The sequence below is a fragment of the Arthrobacter sp. 05T442 genome, assembly GCF_056395945.1.
On record NZ_JBFTKM010000001.1, the window covers coordinates 38,186 to 57,184 of the forward strand.

Sequence of the window (18,999 nt, forward strand, 5' to 3'; positions counted from 1 at the left end):
CTGGGCTGATAACTCCGTATAGAAACGAGCATCGCATGACTTCGGCCGCTGCCACGCGTTCCCTTCCGTATCCGCTGGGCGTCACGCTGAGGGACGGCGGCGCCAATGTTGCCATCTACTCCCAGACGGCCGACGCAGTGGAAATCTGCACCTTCGACGGCGACGGCGCCGAGACCCGCATTGCATTGCCGGAGCGGACCGGACACGTGTTCCATGGCATGGTCCCCGGGATCGAAGTCGGCACCCGCTACGGCATCCGCGTCGACGGCGCCTGGAACCCCGACGCCGGGTTGCGGCACAACGTCAACAAGCTGCTGCTGGATCCCCACGCCACCGCGATCGAGGGCGGCTATGACTGGGGCCAGGCCGTCTTCGCCCACGATCTGAACAACCCGGCCGAGTTCGACGCCACGGACTCGGCCGCTTCGGCGCCCCGCTGCGTGGTCACGGACCCGTCCTTCGATTGGGACGAAGGTGCCGCGGACGTCCCGCCGCGCATACCGCTCGCCGAGACTGTGGTCTACGAGGTCCACGTCAAGGGCTTCACGCAGCAGCACCCGGACGTCCCGGAGGACGTCCGCGGCACCTATGCCGGCCTGGCGCACCCCGCAGCCATCAAACACCTCACGGACCTTGGCGTGACCGCCGTCGAACTGCTGCCGGTGCACCAGTTCGTCCAGGACAGCCACCTGGAAGAGAAAGGCCTGCGCAACTACTGGGGCTACAACAGCATCGGATTCTTCGCCCCGCACGGCGACTACAGCTCCGCCGGCGACGGCGGCGGCCAGGTCGCGGAGTTCAAGGCCATGGTCAAGGCCCTCCACGCGGCCGGGCTGGAAGTCATCCTCGACGTCGTCTACAACCACACCGCCGAGGGCAACCACATGGGCCCCATGCTGTCCTTCAAGGGCATCGACAACGCCGCCTACTACCGCCTGGTGGAGGGGGAGGAGTCCGCGTACTTCGATACGACCGGAACGGGAAACAGCCTCAACGTGGGCCACCCGGCGGCGCTCGGTCTCATCATGGACTCGCTGCGCTACTGGGTCACGGAAATGCACGTGGACGGGTTCCGCTTCGACCTGGCCACCACACTGACCAGACAGGACGGCAGCGCCGAGTTGCACAGCGCCTTCCTCACCCTGATCCAGCAGGACCCGGTCCTGGCCCCGGTCAAGATGATCGCCGAACCCTGGGACACCGCCGGCTACCAGGTGGGCGGGTTCCCGGCCGACTGGTCCGAGTGGAACGGCAAGTTCCGCGACGACGCCCGCGAGTTCTGGCACGGCGGCGAGAATTTGCTTGGAGACTTCGCCCAGCGCTTCCTCGGCAGCCCGGACGTCTACGAAGGCAGCCGCCGTGCCCCGGTATCCAGCGTCAACTTCATCACCGCGCATGACGGTTTTACGTTGGCGGACCTCACGGCCTACGACGAGAAGCACAACGAAGCGAATGGTGAGGACAACAACGACGGCGAGAGTGACAACCGCTCGGCCAACCACGGCATCGAGGGCCCCACCGATGATCCCGCCGTCACCGAACTCCGCGGCCGCCAGCGCCGGAACTTCCTGGCGACCCTGCTCCTGTCCACCGGCGTGCCCATGATCCTGGGCGGCGACGAAATGGGTCGGACCCAGGGCGGGAACAACAACGCGTACTGCCAGGACGACGAGATCTCCTGGTTTGACTGGAACAAAGTCGACGCCGGACTCCTCGAGTTCACCACGGAACTGATCACGCTCCGCCGCGAGAACCCCGCACTCCGCCCGGACTGGTTCCGCCACGCACCGGAGGCTGGCAGTGCCGACTCAGTCCGGGTGCTCCGCGCCGACGCCGAGGGCTTCAGCGAAGAGGACTGGACGGCAGACCACCGCGCCATCGCGTTCGTGCTGGAGCACGAGGGCGCCGACGCATTCGCCGTACTGTTCAACGCCGCCGAAAACGGCGTCGAATTCACCGTCCCGGCAGCCCCGCAGCAGGAGTGGGAGCTGGTGCTCTCGACCGACCCGGAACAGCAGGCACACCCGCCGGTGAGCACCCTGATCGTGCGCGACCGCTCAGTCACTGTCCTGCGGTCCCGCGCATAGCGGCCCTTCCGTGGCGCAGCCGCAATGCTGCGCCACGGAACCTTCCGCCCTTTGGGGGGAGATATTCAACGTCGGAAGGTACTGTCAGTCAATGCCCCGTTCAATTCCCAATGACCCTGTGTGCCACGAGATCGAGGTCAGCGGACACATCGGCCAGGTGTTCGCCTCCCGGCGGGAGGCCGGCAGCGGTCCAGGCGCGGCGGCACAAAGCGGGACCGGCGACCAGCCGGGCGCCGCACCCGCCGTCGTCCTCATCCACGGGATCGGCGCCTCGCACCGCTACCTGCGGCGGCTCCACGGGCTGCTGGCGGCATCAGCCGACACCTACTCGATCGACCTGCCCGGCTTCGGGGCCACGCCCCGGCCCGAGCATCCCCTGACAGTGGCCGACCACGCCACCTACATCGTGGGTGCCATGGAACAGCTCGGCGTCCGGGAGTTCGTGGCCGTGGGGCACTCGATGGGGGCACAGTTCGCCGTCGAGGCGGCGATCCAGCAGCCGGAACGGATCCCGCACGTGGTCCTGATGGGGCCGGTGGTCGATTCCAGGCGCCGGACAGTGCCGCAGCAGGCCCTGGCCCTCGGCCTGGACTGCCTGTTCTTCGAGAGCCCCTCCTCGAACATCCTCGTCTTCACTGACTACCTGCGCTGCGGTCCGTCCTGGTACCTCGAGACCCTGCAGGTCATGATGAACTACCCCACGGAAGAGCGCATCACCGGCGTGAAATCGCCGGTCCTGGTGCTGCGGGGCGCCCACGATCCGGTCGCCACCGCCGGCTGGTGCCGCCGGCTGGCCGGGCGGGCCACAGCGGGGCGGTTCCTCGAAATCCAGGGAACCGGGCACGTCGTGCAGCACAACCGTGCCGTTGAGGTCGCCGGGGCCATCGCGTCCTTCGCCGGCCTTGTCCCGGCCAGGGAGACCCCGCAGGAGTTCACGGCGTAGGAGCGCCGCAAGAGGGCGTTCAGGCGTCGAAATGGTTATATACAGCCGAATCCGGACCTTTTGGACGGGCAATCCGGCATCCGCCCTGTGACGCATTCGGGGACGCGTTCAGCATGAAGACGTACGCTGACGGTAACTTAACTTTTCCGAACGGATGCAGCATGTCAGAGCTCGACGTCCAGGAGTCGCACTCCCTCGCGCTGGCAATCGCCGACGCCGCCGGGATCCCCGCCGGTACCGTGCTGGACCAGCTGGGATCCGGCGTGAACGGACTCACCGCCGCGGAGGCGGATAAACGGCTCGTGGAGCTCGGGCCGAACGCTGTTCGCACCCATGAGGCCAGCGGCTGGGCGGTGCTGGGCCGGCAGTTGCGCAGCCCCATCCTGATCCTCCTGCTCATCACGGCCGCCCTCTCCCTGTTCCTCGGGGACGCTACGAACTCGATCGTGATCGGGGTGATCCTGCTGGTCAGCATCGGCTTGGGATTCAGCAACGAATTCCGGGCCGAACGCGCTGCCGAGGCCCTGCATTCGCGTGTCACCCACCGCGCTGTCGTCGTCCGCGACGGGACCGTCCGCGAAGTCGACGTTACCGATCTCGTGCCCGGCGACATCGTGCATCTGGGGATCGGCGCGATCATCCCCGCCGACATCCGGCTGCTGAGCGCGAAGGACCTTCTGTGCGATGAAAGCATCCTGACCGGGGAATCGCTGCCCGTCGCCAAGGACCCCGCGCCGGTACCCGGAGGCGCGGCGCTGGCGGACCTGACCTGCTGCCTCTTTATGGGAACCATAGTCCAGTCCGGCAGCTGCACCGGGGTGGTGGTCGCCACCGGCGGACGGGCCGAATTCGGCAGGATCGCCCTTGGCCTCGGTGAGCGACAGCCCCAGACTGAGTTCCAGCTGGGCCTCAAACGCTTCTCGTTCCTCTTGCTGCAGGTGGCGATCGGACTCACGTCGCTCATTTTCGTCGCGAACCTGCTGCTGCAACGGCCCGTGATCGAGTCGCTGCTGTTCTCGCTGGCAATCGCCGTGGGGATCACCCCGCAGCTGCTGCCTGCGGTGGTCAGTACCAGCCTGGCGACGGGAACCCGCCAACTGGCGAAACGGAAGGTCCTGGTCAAACGCCTGGTCTGCATCGAGGACCTCGGCGACATGGACATCCTGGTCACGGACAAGACCGGGACGCTGACCGAGGGCAGGATCAGCTTCACCGCTGCGCTGCCCGCGGGCGCCAAGTCCACTCCCGGCGAACTGCTCACCCAGGGACTGCTCGCGACCGAGGCCGAATACGCCGAAGCAAAACTGTCCACCGTGGGATTGAACCCGCTGGACGCCGCGCTGTGGGCGTCAGCTGACGCGGCAGCCTTCGACCCGTCGCGCTACGACCGCGTGGACGTCATCGACTTCGATCATCAGCGGCGCCGGACCAGCGTGCTGGTCCGGGAGGACGGCGGTGCCGCCCGCCTGGTCACGAAGGGCTCGCCGGAAGAGGTCCTCGCGCTGTGCGTGGACACCCCGCCCGGGGTTCAGCGGATGCTGGATGAACAGTTCGACGCCGGGTCCCGGGTGGTGGCCGTCGCGAGCCGCCCGGCCGGGGGACTGGTGGATCTGACGCCGGCTGACGAGAAGGATCTGACCCTGTCCGGATTCCTCATCTTCCTGGACCGGCCCAAGGCCAATGCCCGGGAGTCGCTGGATCAGCTGGCGGCGCTCGGCATCACGGTCAAGATCGCCACGGGCGATAACGCCAAGGTTGCCGAAAAGGTCTGCGACGAACTCGGCGTGCTCTCTGGCGGAACGCTCAGCGGTGCGGTGGTGGAGGCGATGTCGGACGAGGAGCTCAGTGCCGCGGCCCGGGAGGCGAGCATTTTCGCGCGCGTCTCGCCTGAGCAGAAGGCGCGGATCATCCGGCTGCTGCGGCAGAGCGGGGGCGCAGTCGGTTTCATGGGCGACGGCGTCAACGACGCGCTGGCGCTGCATGCCGCGGACATCGGCATCTCCGTGGACAGCGCCACCGACGTGGCGAAGGACGCTGCCGACGTCGTGCTGATGGACAAGGACCTGGGCGTGCTGGCCGAGGGCGTCATGGAAGGGCGGCGGATCTTCGCCAACACCATCAAGTACGTCCTCATGGGGACGTCCAGCAACTTCGGCAACATGTTCAGCGCCGCCACGGCCTCGGTGGTCCTGAGCTTCCTGCCCATGCTGCCGGGGCAGATCCTGTTGAACAACCTGCTTTACGACACAGGCCAGCTCGCCATCCCCGGTGACCGCGTGGACAAGGAGCAGCTGGTAGCGCCCTCGCACTGGAACATCGCCTTCATCCGGCGGTTCATGTTCCTCTTTGGCCCCATCAGCTCGCTCTTTGACTTCGCCACGTTTGCCCTGATGCTGTTCGCGTTCAACGCCGTCCCCGGGGAATTCCGGGCAGGATGGTTCATCGAGTCCATCGCGACGCAGACGCTGATCATTTTCGCCATCCGGACCCGGCGCGTCCCGTTCTTCCGCAGCCGGCCGTCCATCGGCCTGCTCAGCGCCTCCCTGGGCGTGGTGGCACTGGGCGTGTTCCTCCCGCTTTCTCCGCTGGCCGGAGTACTCGGGTTCGACCCGTTGCCCGTGCCGTTCTTCCTGGCCCTGCTCGGAATGACCGTGGTGTATCTGGTCCTGGTGGAAACGGCCAAACGCTGGTTCTTCGCCCGTGCCGCACAGCAGCCTGCCGCCGCCCGGCCCGCCGCTGTCCGGCGCCGCGGCCCGAGCCACCACATCAGCCGCCGGGCCGCACGCTTCAGCATCCCGGAGGCCAGGCCGCTGCTCGTCAACCGGGGCCCGGGCCGGCGCCGCCGACGCAAAACCGGGCATAAAGGCCCTCACCCGTCCAAGGTGATGGGCGGATAGTTGGAGGGAGCGGCCGCCCGGTCCGTTCCCCGGCTTAAGGAACAAGTGACTGATGAGGCCGACGGCCGAGGTTTCGACTGGAAAGCCAAACTGATGAGCATCTTTGCAGACAGGGTCGACGCCGGCCGGCAACTGGGCAGGCGTCTGGCGGAACTCCGCGGCCAGGACATCGTGGTCCTGGGCCTACCCCGAGGCGGCGTCCCCGTCGCCTTCGAGGTGGCCGCGGCCCTGGACGCGCCCCTGGACGTGATCGTGGTGCGGAAGCTGGGACTTCCCTACCAGCCCGAGCTCGCGATGGGGGCGATCGGAGAAGGCGGCGCGCGGGTCCTGGATCAAGAGGTCCTGGCGCACGCGAGGGTGGACGAGAACGAACTCCAGGCTGTCGAGGACCACGAGCGGGCGGTGCTGGAAAACAGGGTGGTCCAGTTCCGGAAGGGCCGGACCCGCCAGGACCTCACCGGACGGATCGCGATCATTGTCGACGACGGGATCGCCACCGGCTCGACGGCCCGGGTGGCGTGCCGGGTGGCCCGGACGCTGGGCGCCGCACGGGTAATCCTTGCCGTCCCCGTGGCCCCCGCCGAGACCCTCGCGAACCTGACGGAACCGGACGAGGTGATCTGCCTGGCCACGCCCCGGCAGTTCACCGCCGTCGGCTACCACTACCGTGACTTCTCGCCGACCGAAGACGACGAGGTGGTCCAGCTGCTCGACCTCGCGGCCAAACGCCTGCAGGACGCGCCCCCGACTTCCCGGAACGCCCGCGCCGCCCAGGCCCACAGTGCCGCGGATATAGACGAAGAAGTGGAAATCCCGTCACGCGGGGTGCGGCTCCAGGGCCAGCTGCACCTGCCGGTTCCGGCCAAGGGGGTGGTGCTGTTCGCCCACGGAAGCGGCAGCGGCCGCCACAGCCCGCGGAACCGCTACGTGGCCGGCGTGCTCCAGCAGGCCGGGCTTGGCACGTTACTGCTGGATCTGCTGACCCCGGTGGAGGAGCGCTACCGTGCCAACGTCTTCGACATCGAACTCCTGGCCCGCAGGCTGTCTTCGGCCACGGACTGGCTCGCGGCAAGGGCGGACACCGCCCACTCCAAGGTGGGCTACTTCGGTGCAAGCACGGGCGCCGGAGCCGCGCTGTGGGCAGCTTCCGAACCGTCCGCCCGGATCGCCGCCGTCGTATCCCGCGGCGGCCGGCCCGACCTCGCGGGCCCCCGTCTCTCAGCCGTGACCGCACCGACGCTCCTGATAGTCGGCAACTTCGATTACGAGGTCCTGGAGCTCAACCGCAAGGCCAAGGCGATGCTGCGGTGCCCCAACCAGCTGGCCGTGGTGCAGGGCGCCACCCACCTGTTCGAAGAGCCGGGCACGTTGGCAGCGGCCGCCATCCTCGCGAGGGACTGGTTCGCTCAATACCTACTGGCGCCGGACACCAGGTCTCGGGCGTAACCCCGTCCCGGGCCAACCATGCGGCACACCCGGACGGCCGCCGTTGTCCGAACCGGGACGCCTGAACCCTCAGGCGCCGTGCGCTTTCCCGTGGCTGCCATGACGGGAGTGATAGGCGCTGGCGCGATAGGCGTAAACAAGCAGCGCCACGCCTGCCGCCACCAGCAGTACCGGGACCACGAAGTCCACCGCCGATAGAAGTGCCGTCGCCTGAAGGGCAAAAACCAGGCCCATCAGGCCTAGGACGGCTGCCGGAATCAGCGGCCACCTCATCCGCGTTGCCGGCACTGGTTCATTCGTCGCGGACCACCCTGAAGCGGCGGGGCCGGGCTGCGCCGACCACGGCAGGGGGGACTGGGGTCCAGGCCTACCCGGCACTGGCCCCGCTGCGGGACTGCCGGGGTGGACGGGAACATGGACCGGCACCAAGGCGAGCACCGCGAACGTGGCGGCCAGGCCCAGGAACAGGACGGCGGCCACCGGCATGCCCTGCAGCTCCGGCGGGAGTAGCACGATCAGCGCCAGGGTGAGCATGACCCCGCAGGGAATCAACGCCCACCAGTTGGCGCGCTCGCGGAGGTACACTGCGCCGAATCCGGCCCCCATGAACAGGAACAGGAAGGCCCCGGCACGGTCAGCGGCCGGGCCGGCCCAGAACCGGGAGACCAGGATGACCGCGGAGAGTCCAAGGAAGACAGAACCGGGGATGGCCGCCCACCAGTTGCTCCTGCTGCGCACGAACTGCCCGAGGAACACGACGCCGGCCGCGCCGAAGATCAGCGGCCACACCAGGGCGGCGCTGTCCAGAACCCCGAGCAGGTCCAGAAGCATCAGGATGCCTGCCACCATCAGGACGATGCCTGCGACGATGCTGCTTCTTGACGATTTCACCGTCTGCCTCCCGGTCCCGCGGGGCGGTTGTCCGCCCCCCTTATCTAGTCAGGTTAGGTCCGCGGATCGGGACGGTGTAGGGCCCAAAGTCATGCAGGCCGAGAGGCGCGGTGCGGCCCAGCTGCAGCCCGGCCCTTGGTCCGGCGGCCCTCTGCCCGGGACCGTATCCCCAAGAGCATGCGGCGTTCCATCAGGAACTGCACGGGTTCCAGGAGCGGGCGGAGGGCAACGCCCCAAACGATGGGGGCATAGTCGTACCGGGTCCGCGACAGGAGCCGGGTGGTGTGGGTGTTGACCGGCCGCAAGACAAAGGTCCAGCCGAGCTCCAGCCGCGGGGACGTCATCGGGCCGCCCGACGCCGAGATCTTCCCGCTGCGCGGATCCATCACCCCGCCGAGGCCCAGCGCCGCCTCGGCATCCAGCAGCCGCACGGGCAGTCCGACGTCGGGCGCCAGCGGAATGCTGTCGCCAACGCGCAGCTGCTGGAATTCCGGGAGGATCCGGTCGGCGCTGCAAATACCGAGGCCCACGGCGTCTTCGAGCCAATCGTAGGAGTACATGCCGCCCCGGCCGGCGCCCAGCTGGATGAGCCAGGGCCAGACGTGCGAGACTGGCGCCGCGATGGTGACGGCGCGGGTGCTTTGCATGCGCGGTACGGGAACGAGATCGTCCCCCGGCAGCGGACCTGCCGCTTCCTGTGTGGTCGCGCCCCAGCGGAGGAGCCAAGGCCGGAGGGCGAGGACGTACGTTGCTCCTGCTGCCGCCGCGGCCAGTGCCGCCAGCGGACCGCGCAGCCGGACGGGGGCGTGCAGGCTGGTCATCGGATGTCCCCTTTGTGATGCCGGTTCTGATACGGCCAGCGCGCACGGCGGGACGGGACCCGGACGCCGGTGCACGCCAAGCGCCGCTATGTCAGGCTTGCTGCCCGCCGGATTCCTGGCCAACCACCAGCACGGGGCAGTGGGCGTGCGCCGCGCAGGCAGAGCTGACCGACCCCATGACCTGCGACAGGAAACCGCCCTGCCCGCGTCTTCCCACCACGAGCATCTGGGCATCCTGGCTTTCATCAACGAGAACCTTGGCCGGCGGCCCGAACTTCACCGACCGGGTGAGCCCCTCCGGACGCGAGTCCCCGAAGGCACGCTCAAGGGCCTGGTCCACGAGGCGTTTGGCGGTCTCCTCCAGCTGCGTGGTGGTGGGGGTGCTCTCCTCCGGGAGATGGGACGCCAGGAAGAAATCCGAGGTGCCCAGGCACGTGACCACCTCCAGCGGAGCGTTCAAACTGCTGGCCACGCGCCCGGCGAGCCGGAGGGCCGTCGTGGAAAACTCGGAACCGTCCACGCCCACGACTATGCGCTGATCACCGTTCATGGCCCCAGCCTGCCCCTCGCGGTCCGGAGGCGCCTAGGGCCAAAAGTCACCGTGCCGCTGTCCCGCGGCCGGGTCCGGACTCGCCGGGCCGGGGCTGCGCAGGACCCGCGGCCACCTTTAGGGTGGTACAACGACCACCCTAAGGAGATCCTGATGAGAGTTGCTGTTACCGGAGGAAGCGGAAAGCTGGGCCGGAGCGTCGTCCGGCGGCTGAGCGAGGACGGCCATGAAGTCACCAACCTGGACCGCGCCGGAGAGCGCGGGCGCGGCTACACCGAAGTGGACCTGCGCAACTACGGCCAGGTGGTGGACGTGTTCCTGGGCCTGGAGGACCGGCACGCCGGCTTCGATGCCGTGGTGCACCTGGCTGCTATCCCGGCGCCCGGCCATGCCCCCGACGCCGCCACGTTCGAGAACAACATGCAGGCCACCTACAACGTGTTCCAGGCGGCCCGCCGGGCCGGGATCAAGAAGATTGTGTATGCCTCCAGCGAGACGGTGCTGGGACTGCCGTTCGACGTCGACCCTCCCTACATCCCCGTCGACGAGGACTACCCCGCCCGGCCGGAAAGCACGTACTCGCTGGTCAAGCACCTTGAAGAACAGATGGCCATCCAGCTCACGCGCTGGGACCCGGAGCTGAGCATCACAGGCCTGCGGTTCTCCAACGTGATGGATCCGGAGGACTACGAGGCCTTCCCCGCCTTCGATGCCGACGCGACGCTGCGCAAGTGGAACCTGTGGGGCTACATCGACGGCCGCGACGGCGGGCAGGCCGTGGCACGGGCGCTGGAGAACGCCAAGCCCGGCTTCGAGGCTTTCATCATCGCCAACGAGGACACCGTGATGAGCCGCTCAAGCGCCAGCCTGGCAGCCGAGGTGTTCCCGAACGTCAAGGTGGTCAAGGATCTTGGCGAGCACGAGACCATGCTCTCGATCGACAAGGCCAAGCGCCTCCTGGGCTACGCCCCCGAGCACAGCTGGCGGGCCTACCACTCGAACCGCACTTCCCCCACGGAAGACTGACCCCCTAAGACTAAGGAGCTCCATGCAATACCGCACATTGGGCAACAGCGGCGCCATCGTCTCCAACTATGCGCTGGGCACCATGACCTTCGGCGCTGAAGCCACCGAAGAGCAGTCCCGCGCCATCCTCGACGACTACCTCACGGCCGGCGGCAACTTCATCGACACCGCCGATGTCTACAGTTCCGGCGTCTCCGAGGAGATCATCGGGCGCTGGCTGGCCGAACGGCCGGAGGCCCGGGACAACGTGGTGCTCGCCACCAAGGGCCGGTTCCCCATGGGGACGGCCCCGAATGACGTCGGCACCTCCCGCCGGCACCTGACCCGGGCGCTCGATGACTCACTGCGCCGGCTGGGGGTCGAGCAGATCGACCTCTACCAGCTCCACGCCTGGGACCCGATCACGCCGCTTGAGGAGACCCTGCGTTTCCTGCACGACGCCGTCAGCAGCGGAAAGATTGCCTACTACGGGTTCTCCAACTTCCTGGGCTGGCAACTGACCAAGGCCGTCCACCTGGCGAAAGCCCACGGCTGGAGCGCCCCGGTGACCCTGCAGCCGCAATACAGCCTGCTGGTTCGCGAGATCGAATCCGAGATCGTGCCGGCCTCGCTCGACGCCGGAATCGGGTTGCTGCCCTGGTCGCCGCTGGGCGGCGGCTGGCTCTCGGGCAAGTACAAACGCGACGAGCCGCCCACCGGCGCCACACGCCTGGGCGAAAACCCGGACCGCGGCATGGAGGCGTGGAAGGCCCGGAACGCTGACGCCCGCACCTGGGAGGTCATTGAGGAAGTGGAGGAAATCGCCGGCCGCCACGGCGTGAGCGCGTCGCAGGTGGCGCTGGCCTGGCTGGCCGACCGACCTGCCGTGACGTCGGTGATCCTGGGCGCCCGGACGACTGCCCAGCTCGCCGACAACCTCGCGGCAGCGGATCTCGTCCTCACCCCGGGGGAGACGGAGCGGCTGACCGAGGCCAGCCGCCCGCGCGTCGGGGTGTACCCGTACGGGCCGATGGCGCACGAGCAGCGCAGCAGGAAACTCGAAGGCGGCCGCTAAACCGGCAACGCGGGGTCACTTAGCGCGCCTGTCCCACCGCGGATGGGCGCGGAGTGATCCCGCGTTGGCCGTGAGGGCAAAAAAGGTCCCGGGCGGCGAGTCAAAGCTCAGCTGCCCGGGACCTGGCTTGTTGCGGCTCTCCCGGTGTCGGCCCTAGTGAAGGAGCTCTCGGGTCGTGCCGAAGGGCACCTGGTCCGAAAGCGCCGCGGTGTAGTGGCCCGGCTTGTGGCGCGTCAGCAGGATGCCGTGGGTGCCGGTGGCCATCGCGATCTGCTGCAGGCCCCGTACGGCGTCGTTGAGACGCTCGTCCAGGATCCGCCGGTTGTCGACTTGGATCTCAATGCACTCGGTAGCTGTGGTCATAGCACGATCTTTCTTGGAGTTTCTATCTCTGGCCCCAATAGCTGCAGGAACACTAACGTCATATTTATGGGGCCGTCAAATCCGGGTCAGGCCCCGGTGCGGGGCAAAATCTCCCCGGCAGCACGGCGCACCGCCTCGACCTGCGGATACACAGATTTCCGACACCTGCAGGCCGGACCGGCACCCGCAAGACCGCAGAACGGGGATAATCTTCAGCGGGGGATATCCATAGAGTGCAGAGGCGGGACGGGACCATGGCAGAGGATCAAACAGGGAAGCCGCAGGGCTGGTGGGCGACGTTCCACGAGAAGTTCGTCGTGGAGGAGCGCTTCATGAGCGGACCGGCACGCAGGAACCTCTACCGCATCGCCATTGCCCTCATGATGGCCGGCGCCGTGTTGTTCGCCGTGATCCTCACCGGCGTGCTCCAGCACGGCGGTATTTCGGCGGGCGATGAGCCCGTACGGAGCTGGCTCGTGACCCTCCGCGGGGAACCCACCACCACCATCATGATCCTTCTCGCGATCGTCTTTGGCCCCATCGGCCTGCCGATCATTGTGCTCGTGGTCACCGTGGCCTGGGGGATCCTGGCCAAGCACGCCTGGCGGCCGATGCTGCTGGCCGGCGCCATGCTGACCGGCGTCATCCTCGCCCAGGTCATCGGCCACATCGTCGAACGCCACCGTCCCCCGGAGAATCTGATGCTCTTCGGCGCCGACTCCACGTTCTCTTTCCCGTCCGGCCACGTGCTGGGCGCCTGCGATTTCCTGCTCGTCACGACGTTCCTCGTCTTTTCGCGCAGGAAGAACCCCAAGTCCGCCGTCGTCGCGTTCATTGTGGCAGGGATCGGTATCTTCTTCGCCGCCGTCAGTAGGCTCTACCTCGGCTACCACTGGATGACCGATGCCCTGGCGTCGTTCTCCATCTCACTGGTGGTGCTGGGCGCGGCCATGGCGCTGGACACCTGGCGGACCGCCCGCATAGCGGGGGAGCAGATCACGGGTACTCTCTCCAAAGCCGACACCAGCCACGACTGACCACGCCAGGACTTGCCGGCCGGGTTCGCTGGGCGTGTCAGCGGTTCCGGGGGCCGGGAATGCGAAGCGTGCCCAGGCCTGCCGGGTCCGCGAGGAACTGGGTGAAGGCCAGTTCTGCGGCTCCGGCTGCTGGCTGGTGGAGGGCGTCATCGGGACACTATCAGTTGCCGAACACGGTGCGGTCCAGGAAGGGGTTGCGGAACTTTCCCGCCGGGTCCAGCCGGTCCGCGAGTTCGGTGAAGTCCCCGAAGCGCGGGTACAGGGGCGCGAGGGCGGAAGCGCCGCCGTCGAACAGCTTTCCCCAGTGCGGCCGGGCTGCGAAGGGGGCCAGCTCCGCTTCAACCAGGGGCAGGATGGCCTCGACGGCCGGCTGGTCGGGGCGCCAGGTGAAGTGCAGGCCTATGCCGTCGCGTCCGTAGTTCGGGCTCAGCCACAGCTCATCAGCCGCCACGGTGCGAATTTCGCCGACCAGCAGCAGCGGGGTCACCACGTCCGAGAGCTTGCGCATGGTGCGCAGGGCGTCCCCGGCATGTTCGCGCGGAATCAGGTATTCACTTTGCAGTTCATCGCCCCGGCTTGGTGTGAATTCCATCCGGAAGTGGGCCAGCCGGTCCGACCAGGGGCCCGCGATGCCAAGTTGCTGCGTGCAGTTGCTGCCGGATACTCCCGGTAGGGGATGCATGGCCGCCATGGCGGGAGTGCCGCCGAAGAAGGCTGACGCGCCGTCCGGCGCGGCGTCCCCGGAGCGGCTCTTGAGCCACGCCTGGCCAACCGTTGATCCGCTCCAGTCGGTGAACAGGCTGACGCTGTACGCGGCGGACGTCACCAGGTCGAAGTCTTCCAGCACCTGTTCCCAGTCCAGGCGCTCAAAGACACGCTGGCTGACCTGGAAGGTTGGTTCGATGTCCAGGGTCAAGCGGGTGACTATGCCCAAGGCTCCCAATCCCACGACCATGCCGTCGAAGGAGGCGTCGCCCCGGTGGGCGGAGAGAATCGTTCCATCTGCGGTGACCATCTCCAGACCCGCGACGGCGGTAGCCAGATTGCCGTTGGAATCTCCGGAACCGTGCGTCGCCGTCGCTACCGCCCCCGCCACGGAAATGTGGGGCAGGGAGGCCAGGTTGTGCAGGGCGAAGCCCTGGTGCTGGAGTTCGGCCGCGAGGGTCCCGTAACGCGTGCCCCCGCTGACGGTCACTGTCCTGTTGTGCGTGTCCATCTCGATGCCGGCATCCAGCCTGTCAAGAACGACCAGGGTTCCGGACGAGTCCGCAATGTCGTTGAACGAATGGCGGGATCCCAGCGCCCGGATCCGGCTGGCGCCGGCAACCAGGTCCTGCAGTTTGTCCACGCTGGCCGGGTGGGCGATCAGCGGGGCCCGGTAGGTGTGGTTTCCGGCCCAGTTGCGTTCTGTCACGAGCTGCTCCATCGCGCTTTCATCCTTAGGGTGTGGCTGTTGCGGGTGATTTGATGTTCTAAACAACATAAAAACGGAGGGATCCAGGCTCCAGCAATTATGGATTATTCTTTCCGCTACAGTGCGGCTGACGATCCAGAAAACATGGATAACGTCACAAAGATTCGTAATATGTTTGTGTAATCAACAAATCACGCGTGCTGTGTCGCCGCGGCCAGCGGCACAGTTTTCGCCGTCGCGACCAGGTGGCACACCGGTTCCCGAACGGGAGTGTCCCGTAGCAAAGGCCGAGGTGACGGCTGCGCTGTCCGGCGCCGCCGTCACCACCGTCTTCCCAGGTCGCGGCGACCCTACGCAGTGATCCCCTGCACCTGTTCGTCCACCGCAGTGCCCGGCAAGATGGTCAATTCCACGAGAGCCGGCCGCGATACGGTGCTCTGGATCGAGACAGCGGATCCGTTGCGGGCCGATTCGAGCACCGATTCCATCACGTCGAGCACGTGGTAGGCCAGCAGGCCGCCCGCGCGCGGTTCCTCGCCGGCGGGCGTCGCCGCAAGATCCGCGATGCCGAACCCCCGGCCGGAGTCAACGTACCCGGCCGCAACCGGAAGAGTCACCCAGGCGTCGGCGCCCAGCGTGAAGACTTCAACGTCGCCGTCGAAGTGGTTCGGGTCCGGGACGATCAGGGACCCCAGCTCACCATGGACTTCGATATTTGAGGATTTCGTCTGCACCGCATCGAAGCTCATGACCAGCGTCGACAACGCGCCACTGGCATGGACCAGGACCCCCGTCACGTGCGAGTCGGTGTTGACCGGAACCACCTCGCCCTCGCGCGGACCCGATCCGATGGTGCGCTGGCTCCGGGTGTGGCTGGCGGCACCGATCACCGAGACTACCGGCCCAAGCAGGGTAACCAGGGCGCTGACATAGTAGGGTCCCATGTCCAGGAGCGGTCCGCCGCCTGGCTGATAGTAGAAGTCAGGGTTCGGGTGCCAACGTTCGTGGCCGGGCGTCATCATCGTGGCTGTCGCAGATACGGGTGCGCCGATCAGGCCGTCGTCGATCGCCTTGCGGGCCGTCTGTACACCGGTCCCCAGAACGGTATCCGGGGCGCAGCCGACGGCGACCCCGGCGACCCGCGCTGCCTCCAGTACCTGCCGGGCCTCGGCGGTCGTGGCCGCCAGCGGCTTTTCGCCGTAGACGCTCTTGCCGGCGGCGATCGCCTTGAGGGCCACTTCGGCGTGCGCGGCCGGGATGGTCAAGTTCAGGACCAGGTCCACGTCAGCGGCGGCCAGCAGCCCATCGACGGACATCGCTCGTACTCCGTCGTAGCCGTCGGCGACGGCCTGCGCCCGTGCCGGATCGAGGTCGGCGACGGCCACCAGGCTGATGTCCTCGAGTCGCCGGAAGTTGGCCAGATACTGGGCGATGATCGCCCCGCAGCCGATGATTCCTACATTTAACGGCTTGCCCACAGCAGGCCCCTTTCGATGATGGTTCGGACGTTGCTGTCCTGGAGGATTTCGATGTTGTGCCCCGGGGTAGCGACGAAGATCCTGCCCTGGCCCCACTGCCGGGTCCAGATGGCGGGCGAGGTCACTTCACGGTGCCAGGGGTCCCATTCACGGACCTTCTGTGTCGTGGTGGCCAGGACGTCGATGTAGTCATCGGTCAGCACCCAGTACTGTTCGGTGACCAGGTCGAAGTCTCCGATGCCCCGGGTGATTGGATGGTCCGCGGCGGCCGGGAGCATGTTGACGGTGTAGGGAACATAGTTGTCCGGCTGTTCGCCCGTGAGCTCGTCCGGGTGTTTTCCGGGGTGGCAGGCAAACTGGCCGCCGATCAGGTGGAGGTAGTCCGAGGTGTTGCGGTAGGAGTCCGCGATGCCGCCGTGCCAGCCGGCCAGGCCGGTACCGTTCCGGACAGCGGTGCGCAGCCCCTCGAACTCGTCTTTCTCGATGGTCGACATGGTCATGCATTGCATAATCAGGTCCACGCCTGCCATGTACTCGGCGTCAGCATAGATTTTAGGGGACTCCTCCACCCGGACGGCGTAGCCGTGGTCCTTGAGGAACGGGATGAAGAGCCCGGTGGCCTCCACGGGCTGATGGCCGTCCCATCCGCCCCGGACCACCAGTGCGGTCTTCTGCTCTGTCATGAGATTTCCTTTGCTTGGGTCACGGCACTGGGCCGCAAGGCGTGCTGGTCAGTGGCTTGAGAACGCCGAGTCGAAGGCGGCCAGGGGAGGGGCGATGCGTGCGAGTTCCCTGACCGTGGCAAGGGCCTGGGGTGCTCCGACCATGCGGTCCATGCCTGCGTCCTCCCATTCGATGCTTGTGGGGCCCTGGTAGCCGATCGCGTTCAGGGTGCGGAAGATCGGCTCCCATTTCACGTCACCGTGTCCCGCCGTGACGAAGTCCCAGCCCCGGCGGGGATCGGCCCATGGCAGATGGGAGCCCAGCCTGCCGTTGCGGCCATCGAGTTGGCGGACGGAGTCCTTGACGTGGACGTGGAAGATTTTCGAGGCGAAATCCTGCAGGAACATGACCGGGTCCAGGTCCTGCCAGATGAAGTGGGAGGGGTCGAAGTTCAAACCGAAGTTGTCCCTATGGCCAAGGGCCTCCAGCGTGCGCTTGGCGGTCCAGTAGTCATAGGCAATTTCGGAAGGGTGGACCTCCAGCGCGAAACGGACTCCGGCGTCGTCGAAGACGTCCATGATGGGGTTCCAGCGTTCCGCGAAATCCTGATAGCCGCGTTCGATCATGGCCGCGGAGGCGGGAGGGAACATGGCCACGGTCTTCCAGATGGAGGAGCCCGTAAATCCGGTGACGGTTTTGACCCCCAGACGGGCCGCAGCCCTGGCGGTATCCTTCATGGTCTCGGCCGCCCGCTGCCGGACTCCCTCCGGATCGCCGTCGCCCCAGACGCCGTCCGAGAGGATGGCCCGGTGGCGTTCGTCGATGGGGTTGTCGCAGACAGCCTGCCCGGTGAGGTGGTTGGCGATGGCGAAGACCTTGAGGTTGTTCTTTTCCAGGATGTCCAACCGGCCCTGGAGGTAACTGTCGTCTTCTGCGGCGCGGCGCGGATCAAGGTGGTCACCCCAGCAGGCAATTTCCAGGCCGTCGAAACCCCACTCTCCCGCGAGGCGCGCCACCTCCTCGAAAGGCAGGTCAGCCCATTGGCCGGTGAATAAGGTGATGGGTCGTGTCATCGGGCGTCCTTCGTGCTCGGATTCGGGGCTGTTCAGGGTTCCAGCATTGTTGGTCAGACCTTTTGCCACCGGCTGGAGTCGGCGGCGCTGGTCTCGACGGCGGCCAGTACGCGCTGGACCTGGAGGGCATCGGCAAACGACGGCTCCGGCTGGCGTTCTCCTGCGAGGGCGTTGACCAGGTCAACGACCTGGTGTGTGAAGCCGTGCTCGTAACCCAGGCCATGGCCGGTGGGCCACCAATTGCCTGCGTAGGGGTGCTCTGGCTCGGTGACCAGGATCCGGCGGAACCCTGCATCGGGGCCGTCTGCGGCGTCGTAGAAGGACAGGACGTTCATCTCTTCGAAGTCGAAGGCCAATGAACCCTTGGTTCCATTGACCTCCAGGCGCATGGCGTTTTTGCGGCCCAGTGCGTACCGGGTGGCTTCAAACACGCCGATGGGTCCGCCATCGAATCTGGCGGTGAAAATCGCGGCGTCATCGACCGTGACTGTGCCGAGCGGAGCCCCTACGCCGACGGCGCCGTGCCCGCCGAGGCCTACCAGGTCGCCGGCAAGCGGCCGTTGCTGGACGAAGGTTTCAAGCAGGGCAGAGACGCCGGTGATTTTCTGGCCCGTGATCCATTGGGCCGCATCGATGATGTGCGCACCTATGTCACCCAGCGAGCCTGACCCGGATTTGGACTTGTCCAGCCGCCACGTCATGGGGGCGTTTTCGTCGCTGAGCCAGTCCTGAAGGTATTGTGCCCGGACGTGCCGGATTGTTCCCAGACGGCCCTCCCGGACAAAACGCTGGGCCAGCGCCAGCGCTGGTGTGCGGCGGTAGCTGAACCCGCACATGGAGAACACGCCCCGTCCGACAGCCGTTTCAGCGACCGTCGTCATACGCTCCGCCTCCGCCACGGAATTGGCCAGCGGTTTTTCGCACAAGACGTGTTTGCCGGCCTCGAGGGCCGCGATTGCGATCTCGGCGTGTGTGTTGCCGGGGGTGCAGATGTCGATCAGATCAATGTCATCGCGTTCGATCAGTCGGCGCCAGTCCGTCTCCGTGGACGCCCAGCCTAGCTTGGCCGCTGCCGCCCGGACGGCCTCCTCGTTGCGGCCAGCGACCGCCGTGAGCTGGGGTTCCATCGGCAGATCGAAGAACCGGGGCGCGGTCCGCCAGGCGTGGGAGTGGGCGCCGCCCATGAAGGCGTAGCCGATCATGCCGACCCGTAAAGGCTTTCCCGTGGTCATTGTGTTTCCTTTCGTTGGCCTGGG

The 18,999-nt window shown here is 67.0% G+C and carries 16 protein-coding genes; 7 read left to right on the plus strand and 9 right to left on the minus strand.

Annotated features, from left to right (window positions below):
• The first annotated feature begins 35 nt into the window (after positions 1 to 35).
• The 4 genes from glgX to AC1DES_RS00190 all read left to right on the plus strand — a co-directional run bounded on the left by glgX (position 36) and on the right by AC1DES_RS00190 (position 7,373).
• Positions 36 to 2,087 carry a glycogen debranching protein GlgX gene (glgX, locus tag AC1DES_RS00175; RefSeq protein ID WP_476893682.1) on the plus strand — a complete coding sequence of 684 codons (2,052 nt, stop codon included), beginning with the start codon at positions 36 to 38 and terminating at the stop codon, positions 2,085 to 2,087.
• Between the two features lie 91 nt (positions 2,088 to 2,178).
• Complete coding sequence (locus AC1DES_RS00180) at positions 2,179 to 3,030, plus strand: alpha/beta fold hydrolase (protein ID WP_476893683.1); 852 nt, start codon at positions 2,179 to 2,181, stop codon at positions 3,028 to 3,030.
• A 161-nt stretch (positions 3,031 to 3,191) separates the two neighbouring features.
• Positions 3,192 to 5,927: a magnesium-translocating P-type ATPase gene (gene mgtA, locus AC1DES_RS00185; protein ID WP_476893684.1), complete on the plus strand. Its 2,736-nt coding sequence runs from the start codon at positions 3,192 to 3,194 to the stop codon at positions 5,925 to 5,927.
• A 93-nt stretch (positions 5,928 to 6,020) separates the two neighbouring features.
• A complete protein-coding gene (locus AC1DES_RS00190; protein WP_476894200.1) occupies positions 6,021 to 7,373 on the plus strand; it encodes a phosphoribosyltransferase family protein in 1,353 nt (450 codons plus the stop codon).
• A gap of 69 nt (positions 7,374 to 7,442) precedes the next feature.
• On the opposite strand, the gene AC1DES_RS00195 is transcribed toward AC1DES_RS00190, so the two are convergent.
• From AC1DES_RS00195 to AC1DES_RS00205, 3 genes are all read right to left on the minus strand, one after another.
• On the minus strand, positions 7,443 to 8,264 hold the full coding sequence (locus AC1DES_RS00195; RefSeq protein WP_476893685.1) for a hypothetical protein: 822 nt from the start codon (positions 8,262 to 8,264) through the stop codon (positions 7,443 to 7,445).
• A gap of 89 nt (positions 8,265 to 8,353) precedes the next feature.
• Positions 8,354 to 9,085 (minus strand): SRPBCC family protein, encoded by a 732-nt coding sequence (locus AC1DES_RS00200; RefSeq protein ID WP_476893686.1) that lies wholly within the window; start codon positions 9,083 to 9,085, stop codon positions 8,354 to 8,356.
• Between the two features lie 91 nt (positions 9,086 to 9,176).
• The gene (locus tag AC1DES_RS00205; protein ID WP_476893687.1) at positions 9,177 to 9,635 is read right to left on the minus strand and encodes a universal stress protein; all 459 of its coding nucleotides are present in this window, start codon (positions 9,633 to 9,635) and stop codon (positions 9,177 to 9,179) included.
• Between the two features lie 153 nt (positions 9,636 to 9,788).
• Here AC1DES_RS00205 and AC1DES_RS00210 point away from each other — a divergent pair, with 153 nt between their 5' ends.
• The gene (locus AC1DES_RS00210) at positions 9,789 to 10,661 is read left to right on the plus strand and encodes an NAD-dependent epimerase/dehydratase family protein (protein WP_476893688.1); all 873 of its coding nucleotides are present in this window, start codon (positions 9,789 to 9,791) and stop codon (positions 10,659 to 10,661) included.
• A gap of 22 nt (positions 10,662 to 10,683) precedes the next feature.
• The gene (locus AC1DES_RS00215; RefSeq protein ID WP_476893689.1) at positions 10,684 to 11,715 is read left to right on the plus strand and encodes an aldo/keto reductase; all 1,032 of its coding nucleotides are present in this window, start codon (positions 10,684 to 10,686) and stop codon (positions 11,713 to 11,715) included.
• A gap of 153 nt (positions 11,716 to 11,868) precedes the next feature.
• On the opposite strand, the gene AC1DES_RS00220 is transcribed toward AC1DES_RS00215, so the two are convergent.
• The gene (locus AC1DES_RS00220; RefSeq protein ID WP_476893690.1) at positions 11,869 to 12,078 is read right to left on the minus strand and encodes a hypothetical protein; all 210 of its coding nucleotides are present in this window, start codon (positions 12,076 to 12,078) and stop codon (positions 11,869 to 11,871) included.
• A gap of 254 nt (positions 12,079 to 12,332) precedes the next feature.
• On the opposite strand from AC1DES_RS00220, the gene AC1DES_RS00225 reads away from it, so the two are divergent.
• Positions 12,333 to 13,115: a phosphatase PAP2 family protein gene (locus AC1DES_RS00225; protein WP_476893691.1), complete on the plus strand. Its 783-nt coding sequence runs from the start codon at positions 12,333 to 12,335 to the stop codon at positions 13,113 to 13,115.
• A 160-nt stretch (positions 13,116 to 13,275) separates the two neighbouring features.
• Here the strand turns inward: AC1DES_RS00225 and AC1DES_RS00230 are convergent, their stop codons facing one another.
• The 5 genes from AC1DES_RS00230 to AC1DES_RS00250 form a co-directional block, all read right to left on the minus strand.
• Positions 13,276 to 14,541 (minus strand): FAD-binding protein, encoded by a 1,266-nt coding sequence (locus tag AC1DES_RS00230; protein WP_476893692.1) that lies wholly within the window; start codon positions 14,539 to 14,541, stop codon positions 13,276 to 13,278.
• Positions 14,542 to 14,879: 338 nt separating this feature from the next.
• Positions 14,880 to 16,007, minus strand: coding sequence for a Gfo/Idh/MocA family protein (locus tag AC1DES_RS00235; protein WP_476893693.1), 1,128 nt, complete (start codon positions 16,005 to 16,007; stop codon positions 14,880 to 14,882).
• Positions 15,992 to 16,690: a ThuA domain-containing protein gene (locus AC1DES_RS00240; RefSeq protein WP_476893694.1), complete on the minus strand. Its 699-nt coding sequence runs from the start codon at positions 16,688 to 16,690 to the stop codon at positions 15,992 to 15,994. Before AC1DES_RS00240 ends, AC1DES_RS00235 begins: the two co-directional genes overlap by 16 nt.
• 48 nt (positions 16,691 to 16,738) lie before the next feature.
• Positions 16,739 to 17,743 carry a sugar phosphate isomerase/epimerase family protein gene (locus tag AC1DES_RS00245; protein WP_476893695.1) on the minus strand — a complete coding sequence of 335 codons (1,005 nt, stop codon included), beginning with the start codon at positions 17,741 to 17,743 and terminating at the stop codon, positions 16,739 to 16,741.
• Positions 17,744 to 17,796: 53 nt separating this feature from the next.
• Entirely contained in the window at positions 17,797 to 18,975 is a 1,179-nt protein-coding gene (locus tag AC1DES_RS00250) for a Gfo/Idh/MocA family protein (RefSeq protein WP_476893696.1), read from the minus strand.
• Positions 18,976 to 18,999 lie beyond the last annotated feature (24 nt).